General features: G+C 36.2%; 13 protein-coding genes. 11 read left to right on the plus strand and 2 right to left on the minus strand.

The genetic code is table 11. The annotated features are described in order from the left end of the window. Position 1 precedes the first annotated feature (1 nt). From DC53_RS07285 to DC53_RS07240, 10 genes are all read left to right on the plus strand, one after another. On the plus strand, positions 2 to 1,138 hold the full coding sequence (locus DC53_RS07285; RefSeq protein ID WP_007375208.1) for a glycosyltransferase: 1,137 nt from the start codon (positions 2 to 4) through the stop codon (positions 1,136 to 1,138). A gap of 131 nt (positions 1,139 to 1,269) precedes the next feature. Continuing rightward, positions 1,270 to 2,763, plus strand: coding sequence for a GumC family protein (locus tag DC53_RS07280; protein WP_007375207.1), 1,494 nt, complete (start codon positions 1,270 to 1,272; stop codon positions 2,761 to 2,763). Position 2,764: 1 nt separating this feature from the next. After that, positions 2,765 to 3,841 (plus strand): glycosyltransferase, encoded by a 1,077-nt coding sequence (locus DC53_RS07275; RefSeq protein ID WP_033030602.1) that lies wholly within the window; start codon positions 2,765 to 2,767, stop codon positions 3,839 to 3,841. A gap of 10 nt (positions 3,842 to 3,851) precedes the next feature. Next, complete coding sequence (locus tag DC53_RS07270) at positions 3,852 to 5,657, plus strand: sugar transferase (protein WP_033030604.1); 1,806 nt, start codon at positions 3,852 to 3,854, stop codon at positions 5,655 to 5,657. Positions 5,658 to 5,823: 166 nt separating this feature from the next. Beyond that, a complete protein-coding gene (locus tag DC53_RS07265; protein WP_007375204.1) occupies positions 5,824 to 6,132 on the plus strand; it encodes an STAS domain-containing protein in 309 nt (102 codons plus the stop codon). A 16-nt stretch (positions 6,133 to 6,148) separates the two neighbouring features. Beyond that, the gene (locus DC53_RS07260) at positions 6,149 to 7,003 is read left to right on the plus strand and encodes an OmpA family protein (RefSeq protein ID WP_008135514.1); all 855 of its coding nucleotides are present in this window, start codon (positions 6,149 to 6,151) and stop codon (positions 7,001 to 7,003) included. Between the two features lie 3 nt (positions 7,004 to 7,006). Next, positions 7,007 to 9,088, plus strand: a complete 2,082-nt coding sequence (locus DC53_RS07255; RefSeq protein ID WP_033030606.1) for an SLBB domain-containing protein — start codon at positions 7,007 to 7,009, stop codon at positions 9,086 to 9,088. Next, the gene (locus tag DC53_RS07250) at positions 9,085 to 9,789 is read left to right on the plus strand and encodes a ParA family protein (RefSeq protein ID WP_007375201.1); all 705 of its coding nucleotides are present in this window, start codon (positions 9,085 to 9,087) and stop codon (positions 9,787 to 9,789) included. The genes DC53_RS07255 and DC53_RS07250 overlap by 4 nt, the downstream gene beginning before the upstream one ends. Positions 9,790 to 9,796: 7 nt before the next feature. After that, positions 9,797 to 11,257, plus strand: a complete 1,461-nt coding sequence (locus DC53_RS07245) for a SpoIIE family protein phosphatase (RefSeq protein WP_008135518.1) — start codon at positions 9,797 to 9,799, stop codon at positions 11,255 to 11,257. A gap of 79 nt (positions 11,258 to 11,336) precedes the next feature. Beyond that, positions 11,337 to 12,737: a sigma-54-dependent transcriptional regulator gene (locus DC53_RS07240; protein ID WP_007375199.1), complete on the plus strand. Its 1,401-nt coding sequence runs from the start codon at positions 11,337 to 11,339 to the stop codon at positions 12,735 to 12,737. A 1-nt stretch (position 12,738) separates the two neighbouring features. Here DC53_RS07240 and DC53_RS07235 read toward each other — a convergent pair whose 3' ends face one another. Further along, the gene (locus tag DC53_RS07235; RefSeq protein ID WP_033030608.1) at positions 12,739 to 13,749 is read right to left on the minus strand and encodes a glycosyltransferase family 4 protein; all 1,011 of its coding nucleotides are present in this window, start codon (positions 13,747 to 13,749) and stop codon (positions 12,739 to 12,741) included. Between the two features lie 21 nt (positions 13,750 to 13,770). Here DC53_RS07235 and DC53_RS07230 point away from each other — a divergent pair, with 21 nt between their 5' ends. Continuing rightward, positions 13,771 to 14,121 (plus strand): Hpt domain-containing protein, encoded by a 351-nt coding sequence (locus tag DC53_RS07230; protein WP_007375197.1) that lies wholly within the window; start codon positions 13,771 to 13,773, stop codon positions 14,119 to 14,121. Here the strand turns inward: DC53_RS07230 and DC53_RS07225 are convergent. Next, positions 14,100 to 14,972: a gluconeogenesis factor YvcK family protein gene (locus DC53_RS07225; protein ID WP_007375196.1), complete on the minus strand. Its 873-nt coding sequence runs from the start codon at positions 14,970 to 14,972 to the stop codon at positions 14,100 to 14,102. The genes DC53_RS07230 and DC53_RS07225 overlap by 22 nt on opposite strands. Positions 14,973 to 15,388 lie beyond the last annotated feature (416 nt).

Genomic DNA, 15,388 nt, shown 5'->3' on the forward strand with positions numbered 1-15,388 from the left:
TATGAAATTTATCGTTTTTGGCGAAGATTGGGCAAGTCACCCGAGTAGTACGCAACATTTATTTTCTCAATTGGCTAAAAATCATGAAATACATTGGGTTAACTCAATAGGTATGCGAAAACCTCGCTTTAAATTACACGATATAAAACGAGTTTGGGGAAAGTTTAAGCAGCTTTTTAGTAAACCTGAAAATACGGCAATTAAAACACCTTCGACGATGCAAGTTTACCGATTACCAGTCTTGCCATGGCACGATAATCGCTTTGTGAGGCGTTATAATAGGTGGGTTTTTTCTTTTTATTTTAAAGATATTCAAAGTAATGGCCCGTTAACGTATTGGTTAAGTGTGCCTACCGCAGAATACTTTTTCACTAAAAAAGCACAAGACACCCTTATTTACTACTGTGGTGACGATTTTAATGCATTGGCAGGTGTCGATCCTAATTTAGTGTCATCCTTTGAGAAAAATTTAATTAAGAAAGCCGACCTAATTTATGTTGTGAGTGATTTTTTAAACAATAAAATGCCGGCTCATAAAACAAAGCTACTTCCCCATGGTGTGAGTTATGATTTATTTACGTCTGATGTAAAGAGAGCCCCAGAAATAGATGTTTTAAATGGACCAGTAATTGGGTTTTATGGAAGTATTAATCAGTGGTTAGATATCAGTTTATTAACAGCGCTTGTTGCGGAGCGACCAAATTATCAACTGCTTTTGGTCGGAGATATTGTTGCTTGCACATCTGAGCTAATGCAGTTTAAAAACGTTACACATGTGCCAGCTGTTGATCACGAGCGTTTAGTGGAGTTTTCGGCACATTGGGATGTGTCTATTTTACCATTTGTAGATAATGAGCAAATTAGAGCATGTGATCCATTAAAGTTAAAAGAGTATTTAGCCGCAGGAAGCCCGATTGTTGCCACGGACTTTCCAGCCGTAACACGTTATAAGTCGAATATTTACATAGCAAAAAATCAATTCGATTTTATAAATAAAATAGATCAGGCAATTGCCTTAGATAAAGAACAGTTAAGCTCTCTTAAGTCAGCGCAACAGGACATCGCTAAAGATCATAGTTGGGAGTCAAAAGCATTGCTCGTTCAACATGATATTTTAATGTTAAATAAAGCGCCTTAGGCAGTAAACGATAATCTTGGCGCAGCCTGTGCAACTACCTTATTAAAGTACGCTATTTGCAGCTTAAATTTTTATTATGCAAATAGCAGCTAAATTTCGCATAGCAATATGCAAATGTATAGGTAGGGTTTATGTTAGTAAGAGAGCAAATAAAAAGGTTACTTTATTTAACCTTGTATAGTGTTTATACAAGGGCAAAGCTATTCATTTTACCACTTTTGATTGTTCCTTCAGTCGTGATTATCTTGGCTGTGACTGCGCAAAAGCAATACACAAACCATGCAACTATTTTAATTGAAGAGTCTTCGTTACTTAATCCATACCTAGATGATTTATCTTTTTCTTTCGATTTATCAAATCGAATGGCGGCACTTAGAACACTTGTAATTAGCCGAAAAGTACTAATAGCTGTTGCAAAAGAAACAGGCTTGATTTCTGAAACGGCTACCTCAGCTGAGATAGAAAAAATCCACCAAGAGCTTTCTCAAGCACTTTCTTTATCACTTGTTGGCGATGAACTTGTTCGTGTGAACTTCATATGGCATGACCAGACAAAAATGAAGATGGTGTTGGAGAAAGTGGTTGAAAAATTTATTGAAAGTTTATTAGCCCCAACAAGAGCATCACTTGATACATCGGAACAGTTTTTTTATCAGCAACTAGTCAGTCTTCGGGATGAGCTTGAGGTATCGGAAGAATCACTGGCTATGTTCAAAGCTAAAAATAGCAATACTTTGCCTGCCGTTTTACACAGTAACCGACAAACATTCGATAAGTTATTGAGTGACCAACAGCAAAAATCTATCGTTTTATCGGGTGCGCAAGCCAAGCTTAAAGCGTTGACAACAAAAATGGGACAAGCCAATCCAATCCTAGGGCGTATTGAAGAAAAAATTATTGCAGTAGAGTCTGAACTTAGCTTTTTAAAAACACGTTATACAGAAAAGCACAGTAAGGTAATTTCAAAAAAAAGAGAGATGCAAAGTATAAGAAATCGTCAACAGTCATTAATTGAAAGTAGCAAGGAGCTTGACCTTACTAACCTTGATCAGCTTTGGCAGATGGCCAATACCTTACCCAGTGGCGGGGATAACGAAAGCAGTGTACTTGTCTCTCAAATTCTTAATTTAGAAGAAGCAAAAAACTCAGTTACTCAGCACCAGCAAGAATACAGCATGCTCGAACAGCAAGTTAATACAGTAAGCGAAAGACTTTTAGTGACAAGTGATATTGAAAAGCAATTAAGAAAATTAGAACGTGATTACGATGTTAAGCAATCATTATATAAAGATATGTTAAGCCGTTACGAAATGGCGAAGGTAACAGGAAAGTTAGTTAAATATGAAGGCCCAGATAAAGTAAAAAACATCGAGCGTGCATATAGTCCGACACAACCTATCAACACATCTTTTGCCGTATCAATTATTGTAGGCATCATTTTAGGTATCTTTACAAGTAGCACAATAGTGTTTGTTGCGACTTTATTCGATAGCCACCTTAAGGATATTCAAACCATAGAGAAGCTCTCAGCTCTTGAGGTCGTGACTATTTTACCCATTGTTAGAAATACACCTGTGGATTTGGTTTTCAATTCATCAGTGAACTCTATTGATCAGAGGAAATAACATGAATGTATTACATTTGGTTCAACATTTCAAAATAGGTGGCCTTGAGAAAATGGCCGCGACACTAATGCAAAAAAGTCAATTTTCTGATACGAGTGTTTTTGTTTCACTCGAGGGAAGTTTTAGTGAAGCAGTTAGAGACTGGCCGCAGCTAGCTGCGTTTGAGCACAGATTAATTTGCCTAAATAAGGCTGAAAAATTTGATCTAAATACAGTTCGAAAACTGTCAGCTCTTTTAAAAAAACACAATATAGATGTCATCCATAGCCATCATATAGGGCCAATGCTTTATGCAAGTATTGTAAGTTTAAAAAATCGCCAGATAAAGCACGTTTCGACTATCCATGACGCGTGGTATTTAAAAAGTTTTAAGCAACGTTTAATAACTAAATTATTAAATAAGCTAACAAAAATACACTGGGTTGCGGATGCACAAGTTGTGGCGAAAGATTTCTATACCGAAACAGCAATTAGAACCGATAGAACAATCCTAAATGGAGTCGATTTTAAACAGTTTTTTAGTACCAATGAGTTGGACGCTCGGCATGAATTAAATTTACCTAAAAAGGTGAGTTTGATTGGTTGTTCTGCTCGTTTAGAGCTAGGGAAAGGGCATTTTCCGCTTATAAGGGTTTTATCTTCATTGCCAGCAAACATCGAATTAGTGTTTGCTGGCAATGGTAGCTTACGCAGAAAACTTGTTGATTATGCTAGCTCATTGGGTGTTTCAGATCGAGTACATTTTTTAGGCAATGTACAAAGCATGCAATTATTTTACTCTGCAATCAATGTAATGTGTCTTTACTCGCAAAGAGAGGGGTTACCGCTATCAATTTTGGAATCTATGGCGTGTGGTAAAGCTATTGTTGCAACTGATGTTGGGGGGATCAGCGAAGTATTAACCCATAAGCAAGGTGTATTGGTTAAACCAGGCGATGAAATGGGGCTTAAACTTGCGGTTATTAAAGCGATTAATATGAAACAGGGAGAATGTATAAGGGAGCATATTTTTTCAATCGCTGATGCTAATAAAATGAGTGAAGAGTACGACCGTTTTTATAATGGATTACCATCGTAAGGGGAAAATCATGACTTATTTAATAATTGTTCTCATGGTGTTGATTGTAACCGTTGTGTACCATCACGTTGGTTATTTAGCGCTGTTAAAGTTGGTTAGTCGACGGGCTCATAAACGTATATTCCCAGAGGGGAATATAAGAAAAAATAATCGATTTGGTATTTTGGTGTGTGCTTTTAATGAGCAAGAACACATTAAAGAAAAATTACATAACCTCGGCGCTATGCTCTATGACACTGAGCTTTATGCCATTCATGTTTATTTAGATGGATGTACAGATAACACATACGAAGAAGCGATGTTGGCTCAATCACATCTTGCTCAGCAAAACGTAGTGTGCCACTTGCATTATAATAAACAAAACCAAGGCAAAGCACATGGTATTAACGAGTTAATTACACTAACTAAATCAAATTACGACGTCTTGCTGTTTACCGATGTGAGTGCCTTATTAAGTATTGATGTATTAAATAAAATTGATACTGATTTTAAAGATCCTGATATTAAGGTCATTACAGGTGTTTATGTTCTAGATGAACACGCAACCCCAGAGCAACAACACTATTGGCAATATCAAAATAATGTAAAAAGCCTGGAATCATCACTTGGTGCGGTGATTGGTGTGCCAGGAGCCATGTTTGCTATTCGTTCAAAATACACAGATATATTGGATGAAAATACAATAAATGATGATTTTATATTGTCTATGAAAGCCTTAAAAAATGGCGGCAAAGCGGTCGTAAATAGCGATATTAACATTATTGAAAGAGAGTGCGATGAGCAAAGCCATGACTATGCTAGAAGAGTGAGATTAGGAGCAGGCAATTGGCAACAAATTAAAATATTATTTGAGCTATTCAATCCTAGATTAGGGTGGGTTAGTTTTAACTTTATTTCACATAAAGTTTTGCGTGGCGTAATGCCAATATTGCTTGCTTTAATTTATATTTTACTGTTTTCAATGGCATTTTTCTCGAACTTATTGTTAGTTAAGTTGTTGTGTTGCGTGATTGTAGCCGTCCATAGTCTCTTTGTGATTAAAAGTACTCTCAACATTAAGGCCAAGATCCCTATCGTTGATAAAGTTAATTATATTCTTAATGCTTATTTTTTAGCGTTATGGGGCATTATTAAATTTGAACGTGGTGATTATAAAAAACACTGGGAAAGGGTTCATGATAGAGAAGCTGAACCAAACGTCAGTATTAAAGTTATAAAACGTATAATTGATATTGTTGGCTCTGTGGTAGGACTAACTTTACTGTCTCCGATCATGCTTTTAGTGGCTGCAACAATTAAAGTAAGTTCACGTGGACCGGTACTGTTTAATCAACTTAGAGTGGGAGAGAGTAATGATAACTTTGTTGCCCTTTTTAATGTCCTTAAATTTCGCTCGATGGTGGTTGATGCTGAAGTAGCAAGTGGCGCGGTATGGGCAAGTAAGGACGACCCTAGAATTACACCTATAGGGCGTTTCATTCGTAAAACGCGTTTAGATGAATTACCTCAATTATGGAATGTGCTGGTAGGCGATATGTCACTCATTGGTCCTCGACCAGAGCGACCTGTATTTTACTCCAAGCTTGAAAAAGATATTCCTTATTTCTCTCAGCGTACCTACGGTATAAAGCCAGGTATATCGGGGCTTGCTCAAGTAATGAATGGATATGATGAAAGTATTGATGATGCAAGGAAAAAAATAGGTTGGGATTATGCTTATATGTTAAGTACATCATCTCCACGTAGTTGGTTTTATATGGAATTGACTATTTTTTTGAAAACACTCGTTGTTGTATTTACTGGAAAAGGGCAATAATTATTTTTGCATAATGCAATCCTACTTTTAAAAGGGAATTGCATTATGCTTTACTATCCTCAAGCGCTCCCACTGCTAAATTAAAAGCCATTAATTATCAATATCTTAAAGTTGGTTCGTTTCTTGTAATAGTTATATTGAATTTAATATTTAATAGGTAACTACGATGATAAATTTAACCAGTGAAAATGAACATAAAATAGTATCGCTTCCAAATGACTTTTCAGGTTTTACTGTTGATGGATTTAAAGATGAATTTGAAGAGCTAGTTGATACAGGTACAGACTTTATTATCTTGGATTTTTCAAAGACTGAGTTTATTGACTCTTCGGGTATTGGCGCGATTGTCTTTCTTTATAAAAGAATAGAAAAAAGAAGCCATAAATTGTCATTACTCAATGTAACTGGGCAGCCGTTTAAGCTAATGAATCTTCTAAGAGTGGATAAAACCATTCCATTTATTGATTCGCTTTAACGATAAGGAGAGCGATATGAAAGCACACATTTTTTTCATCATAACCTTGCTTTTAAGTGGGTGTGCTTCTTGGCCTGATGAGGGGCAAGGGGGTTGGGCCGAAAAATATCAAAACTATCCATTAAATGATGAGCAAACAGATAATAACTTTACACAACCCGAAGATGTGGTGAGAAGTGAATTTGAACACCTTGTTTTTAAATTAGAACTTTTAAAGTCACAAGATATAAAAGCATGTATGCCAGCACAGCTTTTAAAAGCTCAAATTTACGAAAATCGTATTCGAAGGCTTATAGCTGCGCAAATGTGGGAAGATGCAGAGCATGACTTATTGATTCACTACCATGGGCTCAATCAACTAACAAACCATTTTGACACGGTTCAAAAGCTCACTCATTGTGCAGTTAATACCACTTCAGAAACGACTGTATCTAGTGTTAAAAAACAAGTAGCGGATTTACTAAATAGTGATAATCAATTTGCATTTAATGCGTTTGAAATAACCCCTAAATATGCAGCAAGGCTTGCTCAAGCTGCTGATTTAGCTAAGCAACTAGATAGTATTTCAATTTTGTTAGTGGGTCATACTGATTCAGTTGGTGAAGGGAATAATAATTATGAGCTTGCATTAAAAAGAGCTGAAACAGTAAAACATTGGCTCGTCGTTTATGGTGTTAAAACTCAAAGTATTACCACACTTACACAAGGAAGCTTAAAGCCCTATAGCAAGCAATCCCCAACGGAAAGTGTCCGCCATTCTGATAGGCGAGTTGAAGCGATAGTCCTCAATGCAAGCAATAATAATATGCAAGATGATAACGCTAAAGCACTTGTTAATTGGACAAAAATTATTAAAAGCAAAGAGGAGTAAATTATGAAATTTATATTCGCGATTGCGGTGTTTATTTTATCATTCAATGTTTACTCAGCTTCTGATGAAAGTAATGCCATAGTGCAAGTGGGAAATAAGCTTTTTCTATATATTCCAGGTGAAGCAGAATTTGATACAACGTTTGAAGTGGATAAAAGAGGACAAATTAACCTCCCAGAAATAGGCCAATTTAATGTGGCTGACAAAACGACTATGCAAATTGAAAGTGAGTTAACCCCCGTACTTGCTGAACTATTTGTTGCAATGGATGATTTTTATGTAGCGATCCACAGCAGAGATATTCTTATTAATGTACTTGGTTATGTAGTGACACCATCGCAAGTGAGTATTCCTGATGATGGGAATATTCAAATGGTTATCTCTAAAGCAAACGGTTTAAAACCCGGTGCTCAGCTAGATAGAATACAGATAAGGCGTGGTAATGAGGTAATTGAATTTGATTATAAATCATATTTAGATACAGGAAATATTAGCCTGTTACCTTCTCTAAAAAGCAAAGATACTGTGTTTGTGCCAGTATCGCCTTTGCTTGGTAATGTGCAAATAGACTTTGATGCGCAAACACTCAGTGCAACAGGGGATGCCAGTGATAGCAGCGCGATAACTATTTTAGGTGAAGTACATAATCCAGGGAGTTTTTCCTTTAAAGAAAATATGAGTATTTTAGATGCACTTATGCGCGCAGAGGGGGTCACTCGTTATGCTGATGTAACTAAAATAAGAGTCATTGTTGATAAAACACCTGTTATTTTTGATTTGAAAGGGTACCTAGATAAACCCTCAAATAGCACTATGCAACTGCTAAAACCTGGCTCTACTGTGTATGTGCCTATTATGGTTGATGACGTAAACACAACGTCACGTACGGTTTATATTATGGGAGAAGTGCAAAAACCAGGCGCGTACGAAGCGGCCGATAGCACAAACTTTTTAGATATTTTAGCCAATGCAGGCGGACCAACACGATTTGCTGAAACTCGCCATATCAAAATATTAACACCAGAAGGAGACAGTATTTTATTTGATTTACAGCGTTATAGCGAAGGCAGTGTAACGACCAAAGTACCAGATTTAAACCCTGGCGATGTAATTTTTGTACCTGAAAAAACAGATGTTAACGAAAAAAGCTGGCTTAAAATTCCAACTAAACGAGCAATCAAAATAATTGGTGCCATACATTCTCCAGGTCGATACGAATGGAGTAATGAAATGGATTTTACAGACTTAATAGCTCATGCAGGGGGGCCTACAAAAAGCGCTAATATCAATGATATAAAAATACTGCGTAATGGTGATGTTACACAACGCTTTGATCTTGAAAAGTATACTATTACTAATGGTGACACACCGCTGCCAAATTTAGTTGCGGGTGATACAGTTATATTTGAAGAGCTACCAGTTGATCCGTCGGATAATAAATCCCAATGGATCCGCCAAGAGTCGAGTAAGTCTATTTATATTATGGGGCAAATAGGTTCGCCAGGTCGTTACTCGTTTAACGAAAACATGCACTTTATTGATATTTTAGCTGCAGCAGACGGCCCAACAGCGACGGCAGATATTCGTAATATTAGAATCACTCACCGTAATGGTAATCGAGCTAAAGTAAGTAAATTAGATCTCGCCATGTACTTTGAAACAGGCGATGAAACTTTGTTTCCTAATGTATTACCAGGAGACACCATTTTTGTACCTGAAAAAGACAAAGATTGGCTCCGTACACCTAAAGAACGGGTAGTACGTATAATGGGGGCTGTGCAAAAACCGGGTCGATACAATTTTGACGATACAATGTCCATTTTAGACGTATTAGCTGAAGCAGGCGGCCCTTCTAACTCAGCATTGATAGATAAAATAGTTGTTGTTAATCATTCATGTTGTAAAGAACAGTCTCGTGTATTTGATTTAGAGGCGTTTATTAAATCACCAAATTCAGTAAATATTCCAGTATTAAGAGCGGGTGATACGCTTTACATACCAGAGAAAGGGCAGGATTTACTTAGTCAATTTAAAGATAACTTTTTAGATGTTATTACTATTCTTGCATTAGTGGTGGGCTTATGAAATTAATACCAAAACAGTATTATGAGCTGGAAGTTATATGTAACATGATGATTGATAATTCAGCTCGTTGTATCACTTTTATCTCTTTATCAGGTTCAGAAGGGTCATCTAGTGCATGTGTTAGTGTTGCTAAGCGATTACAAAGCCAACTTAAATCAGTGCTAATAATTGATTTAAACCCAATCAATACATTTTGCTCAGATGATAAGTTACCAACAATTTCTAAACCATGGTGCTTTGATGATATTTCTTGTCAATTAGGCGTGACTAATTATGAAGGTATCAGTTTATTAACCATTAAAAACCTAGCTAGGATTGAACCGGCGAAGAACAAACATGTACTAAATGACGCAGTTGATCGGCTAAAGCAAGAATACGATTATATATTAATTGACATGTCACCGGTGTTAAAATTGAACAGGAATAATGTGCCACTGCATTCCTTAAGTTTATGCAGTGAATTAACCTTCGTTACCGTGGGGCTGGGGGTTAACGATGAAGAGTCGCTTTGCAAAGGTGTGAGAGAATTAAAGCAAGCAGGGCATAGCAATATCAAAATATTGATAAGCCAACATAATTTTGCGCCATTAGGTGAGCGTATAGTTAAACTTTTAGAAAAGCATACGACAAAATGGCCAAAGTTATGTACTACTCTTAAAGCAAGAATTAATAAACAAAGATGGTTGTTTGAACATCATTGAGGGTGCAATGGATATATTATTTGAAAGACGCTTTGAACTACTATGGCCAACATTGACTGAGATTCGCCTCATTCTAAAGCACGTTTTAAGAGCGCTCAATGTAAAAAAGGATGAGGTGGATGCCGCAGGCTTAGTTACTACAGAGTATTTAACAAATCTAATTAGACACAACCAAGGTTCTGAGCATCAAATTTTATTACGTATTAGCCAGCCTAGTAGCGACAGCTACATATTAACATTCATTGATGAGCTAGCCCCATATAACCTTTTTAAAAACAACAATTCATCGTGGAAAATAGACTCTGGAAAACTCGTTGAAGGAGGAATGGGAGTTGAGTTAATTCGTTATTATTTTAAGGACGCAGATTATATAACGAAAAATGGCAAAAACTTTTTTTCATTCCCTTTAGAGCAAATAGATAGGCGTCCAACGATTATCTATGTTGATGATGATGTCACTCAGCTTGCCCTCATGAGCGCTTATCTAAATGATAAATTTCAAGTGATTGCCTGTGAAAGTATAGAATCAGGATGGCAGGCAATTTTAACCGCTGACGCAAGTATTTTATTACTGGATCATAAATTAAAAAATGGGACATGTGAGCCCTTATTAGAAAAACTTAATAAGTCTAATTTAAAGTCGCAACTATCAGTTGTTATGTTAACTGGCGATGACAGTGATGAAGTGATACATAAAATAAATCGCTTAGGTGTTGACGATTATTTAATTAAACCGATTAAAAAAAATAAGTTACTACAAAGCATCGAACGTGTAACTCATCGTTTTGCTTACTTGTCTTATCAAACTACTTTTGAGTCAGCGCCTTCTAAAATTCATTTACAAGATGAGAAAACCGCTCATATTTTTGGTTCAATTAGTTTGGGTAACGGCGGTGATTTTTTTATGCCCATTAATGATGAATGCAGTGCTTTTATTCTAGGTGATATGATGGGACACGGATTACAAGCATTAAAAGAAAGCTTTGCTATTAAAGGTTTTATAAGTGGCTTTTTGGCAACCGGTCTTCCTTATCAAAAAATGTTAGTGGCTTTAAATAACGCGATCTATAAACAACAGCTATGTAAATCTAGTTTAGTTACGCTTGTCATATTTTTCTTAAAAAATAATAAAATATATTGGTTAAATGCAGGTCATCCTCCACCTGTCGTTTTGCGAAAAACAGGCGAAATTTGTCAATTAAAAGGCACCGGTCCACTGCTTGGTCTCGCTCAAGATCATAGTTATACACTTTATGAAGCAGCGCTTGATAACGTTGAACATATTTTACTATACACGGATGGCTGGACTGAAAACCGCTTTACCGATAAAGATGAAATATGTGAATTAACTAAAATTATACCGTTAGATAAACACGCTCATGCTGAGTTTGCTAACACGTTATGGGAAAACTCACAGGTTACGCTTTCAAAAGAAATTGATGATGCTTCGCTTATTGTAATTAATTGAATTTGCTTTAATTAACCTTTTATAGTTAAATCATTACAGATTCACAGCTTCTTTTTGGCTTGCTAACAAGGAATTAACTATGCCACCAACAGTGTTAATTGTCGAAGATACTCAATCTCTTGCAATGATGTACCAGTCATATTTATTACCGACAGGAGTAAATACACTCGTGGCAAGTGATGGTGCAACTGCAATAGCGATTATTAATAAGGTGCAGCCTGATCTAATCGTGCTCGACGTAATGCTACCGGATATGAATGGATTAGACATCCTTGCTACATTTGATCCAGAAAACTGTCCACAAGTTGTTGTATTAACAGGGCATGCTACAAAAGAAATAGCGATTCAGTCAATAAAGCTAGGTGCATGTGACTTCCTAGAAAAACCAATAGAAGCCGACCGTTTTCGGATTACAGTTAATAATGCGTTAAAAATTAAAAACTTAAAACAAACGGTTAGCCAATACAAAAACAAATACGAAAACGGAAAATACTTTGATTTGATTGGTAGTTCAAAACAGATGCAATCTGTTTATCAAATTATAAGTTCTGCTTCCGCCAGTAAAGCCACTGCATTTATTACAGGTGAAAGTGGTACGGGAAAAGAGCTATGTGCTCGTGCAGTTCATCAAGCTTCAAATCGCGCTGATAAACCTTTTGTTGCACTAAACTGCGCGGCTATCCCTAAAGATTTAATTGAGAGTGAAATTTTTGGTCATTTAAAAGGTGCTTTTACGGGGGCAATTGCGAATCGCGTTGGCGCTGCAGGTCAAGCCGATGGTGGAACATTGTTTTTAGATGAACTTTGTGAAATGGACATTAACCTACAAAGTAAATTACTTCGCTTTATACAAACAGGTAGCTATCAACAAGTTGGCAGTGAGAAAGTTGTAAAAGTAGATGTTAGATTTGTGTGTGCAACAAATAGAGATCCATTAGTTGAAGTGGAAAGTGGCCGGTTTAGAGAAGATTTATATTATAGATTACATGTTATACCTATTGAATTACCGCCACTAAGAGAGCGCGGCCAAGATATTATAGAAATTGCTGAAGCTTTATTTGTTAAAATAGCGAAAGACGAAGGTCATCCATATAAAGGCATGGCAGGGGGGGTTAAGCAATTACTTATGCAATATAGTTGGCCTGGTAATGTAAGGCAGTTAGAAAATGTGATTCGTAATGTATTGGTACTCCATCCTGAGGCATTTATAGATATTGATATGCTTCCCGCTTTACCTGAAAATTCAAAAAAAGCGATTGAACCAGCGCCAATGAGTCTTCAAACTAAACCTGCGAATATATTAATTGACGATTTACCGAATACACAAAATGATGTTAAAGCATTATGGCTAGCTGAAAAAGAATATATTGAACGTGTAATAAAAATATGTTCATCAAATATACCTAAAGCCGCTTCACTACTTGATGTTAGCCCATCGACACTTTATCGAAAGATTAAAAGCTGGGAAGAAAATGAATAATTTATTTTCCTGTATACGCTTGGTGAAGCAATAAAAATTGTTTTTTACCAGAGAAACGCTCCTCTAGCATGTTATATGCGTCATTTAATAAGTTAATTTTTGCTTGGTGAGGGAAATCAATTAATTGCTCTATGCTTTTTTGACAATCTTTAGCATCACCAACACTCATTAAAAAACCAGTTTTGTTATTTTTAATGATACTTGGTATAGCGCCAACAGCACTGCTTATAACCAGTTTATGCTGAGACATTGCTTCTAATAATGTCATAGGCAAGCCTTCTTCTCTAGAACAAATAAGTAAGACATCTATTTGATTCCATATATTATTGCGTTCAGTTAAGCCATGATAATGTAGGTTATTTATAACAGGTATTTTATTTTTTAGAGGGCCGTCACCAAAAATGTGAAATTCAACATTGTTAGACTGTTTCATGTTTTCAGCTAATTGAAAAAATATATCTGGTCCTTTTTCATAAGAAAGCCTGCCAACAAACCCAATCTTGATAGTTGATGTATGAATAACCGGTTTTGAAGGCGCTGGTAAAGAGATAAAATTTTCAAGTAATTTTACATTGCTAATTGTATTTTTTATTTTGTTTGAGACCGCAAAATTTATAGATAACGATGAAAGCCATTGATCTAGTTTATTATAAAATTTAACTTTTCCATTCCCAACTTCGCCAGCATGGTATGTGCTAATACAGCGTTTGTTTATAATGTTACATACTAATCGGCCTAATATACCTGCCTTATAGCCATGCGTATGAACGACAGTGTTGTTATCATAACGGAGTAGTTTATTAGCGAGGTTTTTAATTTTCCCTTGTAAAAAGTCATACCTTATGTTTTCTTTAATCAATAAATCATAAAATTTTTGATTGCCATGATTTTTATAAAATAAAATTGAGCTACGAACATTATTTTTACTCAGTAGTTTTGATAATTCAACGATGTGGGTTTCAATCCCCCCCAACATGGAAGAGTCAACAAACAAAATAACTTGGTAATTCATAATAAACTCCAAAAGGTAGATATGATAGATTTAGCGGTAATAGAACAGCTCAAGAATGATATTGGCGACGACACAGCTGTTGAACTACTAAAATTTTTTGTCGACGAATCAAAAAAAACAATGGCGATAATACTTAATTCAAATGAGCGTGATGAAATAGAAATTAACGCACATAGTCTTAAAAGCAGTTGTTATAGCTTTGGTGCGATAGCGCTAGGTGATACATGTAAATATATTGAGGAACTTATAAAAACCGAGCACTCAAAAAAGGATTTACATAATCTTCTAGAAATAGTCGAAGTGCAAAGCAAGCAAACATTCAACGAAATGGCATTTATTATTGCAAGCAATCAAGATTGCTCACAAAGCTGAATTGGTACTTTAAGTAACTCCGAGAATATGTTTTTTAGTTCGTCAATATCATGTAAATGTTCTCTGGACTGTAGTGCATTTTTATTGTCGTTAAAAATCTCTTCAATTGCAGAAGGTGAAATACTTAAATCGTATATTTTAAAACCTAGGTGCTCTTGTAGCCAGTCGATCCCAGTAGTTGACGTGTGTTTCATGACGCTATTTTCTAGTGTTGTGTTCTCAATGAAAATACGACAGGCAGATGTTTCTTGAATAGCCAAAGAGATCTCTTCTACTAAAAAGGCAGGCATAACACTTGTAATAATACTGCCTGGACCAATTATGATTAAATCGGCTTCCAAAATAGCACTTACGCACCCTGGCGCTGCGGGCACATTTTTAGACAAATGCACTTTTGTTGGTAATGTGTCTAACGCATCAATAGCACACTCACCAAAGATCTCTTTATTATTTTTAAGGGTGGCGATTAGATCTGTCGGGATCTCTGTCATAGGTAAAACAGTTTCTGAATTACCAAGTATTGCATTAAAGTAAGCAACAGCTTTGGTGGGAGATTTGGTGAGCTCAGTTAAGCCCAATAACGTTAAGTTGCCTAAACAATGGCCGTCTAACACACCTTCTGAAAACCGGTGTTCATAAATTGAGTTAAGTGCCTTTCTATTTTCTGCAAGTTGCAGACAACAGCGCCTAATATCACCCAGAGCAATGCATTCTTGAGATTCCCTTATTTTTCCCGTACTTCCCCCGTTATCAGTTGTTGCGACAATTGCTGTTAAACTATTACACATTGGTTTAATTGCGCTTAAAACCTGCGCTAATCCATGACCGCCGCCTATACACACTATTTTCATTGTTATGCCTTTGTGTTTTATTTTCCTAATTTGATATAGCAGGAATTATTCCAAGACACATAAATTCTTAATCTATTGATTTATAATAATTTAATTATTTCTAAAAGAAAAGGGGCCGGTTGTTATTGCTCTTTTTTGCAAAGTGCAATGCATTTTGATGAGAAAAACTACAATGCAGAGTCATTCAAATATAGGTATAGGAAGGTGTTCAATCTAGGGGCGATTTAATCGCGGCGTGAGGTTTGTAACCTAGTGGGCTCGGTAACTGCTTCTGCGTTACCCTAATGACTTACATCCATGTAAGAATAAGTAAAAACCGAGCAAAGCTTCCGTGTCCTGCTCACGCCCCTTACCTAAATCCATTTAGGTAACACAGAGTAAATTGCACCTAGGCAGAACCCAAAGGGCTGACGAAT

The sequence above is a fragment of the Pseudoalteromonas fuliginea genome (genome assembly GCF_000690055.1).
GTDB lineage: Bacteria > Pseudomonadota > Gammaproteobacteria > Enterobacterales > Alteromonadaceae > Pseudoalteromonas > Pseudoalteromonas fuliginea.

What these genes read in the sequence shown, in the direction of transcription:
- DC53_RS07235 (WP_033030608.1), bottom strand. Translation starts at nt 13,749, where the DNA reads ATGAATTACCAAGTTATTTTGTTTGTTGACTCTTCCATGTTGGGGGGG.
- DC53_RS07275 (WP_033030602.1), top strand. Translation starts at nt 2,765, where the DNA reads ATGAATGTATTACATTTGGTTCAACATTTCAAAATAGGTGGCCTTGAG.
- DC53_RS07265 (WP_007375204.1), top strand. Translation starts at nt 5,824, where the DNA reads ATGATAAATTTAACCAGTGAAAATGAACATAAAATAGTATCGCTTCCA.
- DC53_RS07225 (WP_007375196.1), bottom strand. Translation starts at nt 14,972, where the DNA reads ATGAAAATAGTGTGTATAGGCGGCGGTCATGGATTAGCGCAGGTTTTA.
- DC53_RS07285 (WP_007375208.1), top strand. Translation starts at nt 2, where the DNA reads ATGAAATTTATCGTTTTTGGCGAAGATTGGGCAAGTCACCCGAGTAGT.
- DC53_RS07260 (WP_008135514.1), top strand. Translation starts at nt 6,149, where the DNA reads ATGAAAGCACACATTTTTTTCATCATAACCTTGCTTTTAAGTGGGTGT.
- DC53_RS07280 (WP_007375207.1), top strand. Translation starts at nt 1,270, where the DNA reads ATGTTAGTAAGAGAGCAAATAAAAAGGTTACTTTATTTAACCTTGTAT.
- DC53_RS07240 (WP_007375199.1), top strand. Translation starts at nt 11,337, where the DNA reads ATGCCACCAACAGTGTTAATTGTCGAAGATACTCAATCTCTTGCAATG.
- DC53_RS07270 (WP_033030604.1), top strand. Translation starts at nt 3,852, where the DNA reads ATGACTTATTTAATAATTGTTCTCATGGTGTTGATTGTAACCGTTGTG.
- DC53_RS07245 (WP_008135518.1), top strand. Translation starts at nt 9,797, where the DNA reads ATGGATATATTATTTGAAAGACGCTTTGAACTACTATGGCCAACATTG.
- DC53_RS07230 (WP_007375197.1), top strand. Translation starts at nt 13,771, where the DNA reads ATGATAGATTTAGCGGTAATAGAACAGCTCAAGAATGATATTGGCGAC.
- DC53_RS07250 (WP_007375201.1), top strand. Translation starts at nt 9,085, where the DNA reads ATGAAATTAATACCAAAACAGTATTATGAGCTGGAAGTTATATGTAAC.
- DC53_RS07255 (WP_033030606.1), top strand. Translation starts at nt 7,007, where the DNA reads ATGAAATTTATATTCGCGATTGCGGTGTTTATTTTATCATTCAATGTT.